At 71.0% G+C, this 952-nt stretch carries 1 protein-coding gene; it reads right to left on the bottom strand.

Features of this window, described 5'->3' with window-relative positions; genetic code table 11:
- The coding region (locus A5696_RS20710) for an Hsp70 family protein (RefSeq protein ID WP_156738516.1) at positions 1-952 on the bottom strand (952 nt) is incomplete at both ends.

Here is a 952-nt window from a genome sequence, read left to right as displayed (position 1 = left end):
CGGGCTGGGGACCAGGGAGCTGACCGGCGGCGCGGGCAGGGGCGCGACGGTGGGCGCCGGCGGTGCCTGGCGGTTTTCGATGCCCGTCAGGGTGTAGGCCACGCCGCCGATCGCGGTCATCGCGACCACGGCGCACATTCCGATGACCAGCTGGGACAGCCGAAGGCGCCGCCAGGGGCTCTCCCTGGGCGGCTCCATCACGTTCAGCCGCATGGACCAGCCGGCCGGACCATCTTCGTCAAAGGCGGCGGGGCTGTACGGCACCCGGATGTCTGCGCCGTATTCCGTTTGTGACCACGCCAATTCGCGATCCGTGAGCGCATCGTGGTCGATCACCAACACGTCGCCGGCGGGCAGGTCGAGCACGTCGGCGGCGGCGGACGCGGTGAGCAGGCCGATAGACGTGCGGGTGCGCAGATCCAGCTCCTCACCGCGAGACGCCAGCTGCAGGGCGCCGAGGGCGGCCGCCAGCGCCGGCTCCGACGGGCTCACGACGGGCCGGCGGCCGTGCACCGAAAGCCGTTCGGTGACAAGCGGAATGCTGGCGCCGCCGCCGACGGCGACCACCGCCGACAGGTCCGCCCAGCTGCGCTTGTGGCGGGCCAGCATGTCGTCGAACGCATAGATGAAGCCCGACAACCGGTCCTGGATCAGGTCGCCCAGCTCGTCGCGCGTCAACCGCATGGTGCACCTGCGCCCGCCGAGCTCGGCGGCGAACTCGACCGCCGTTTCCGTGGACAGTTGCTCCTTGGCCGTGCGGCACTGCTCGCGAAGCAGTCCGAGCTGGCCGACCCCGGCGGTGCTGGCCGGGTCGATGCCGCTGCCGTGCCCGAGCTCCTCGAAGACCTTGAGCAGCACGGCCTGGTCGATCTCGTCGCCGGAGAAGGCCGTGTAACGCATTGTGGGGCTCTTGAGTTCGAGGTCGCCGGCGAGGCTGACCAGGGTGGCCGAT

The sequence above is a fragment of the Mycobacterium sp. E2699 genome, from assembly GCF_001666745.1.
In the GTDB taxonomy this organism is placed as follows: Bacteria; Actinomycetota; Actinomycetes; order Mycobacteriales; family Mycobacteriaceae; genus Mycobacterium.
The sequence above is the reverse complement of the archived record's forward strand: the minus strand, read 5'-3'. Positions and strand labels throughout refer to the sequence as shown.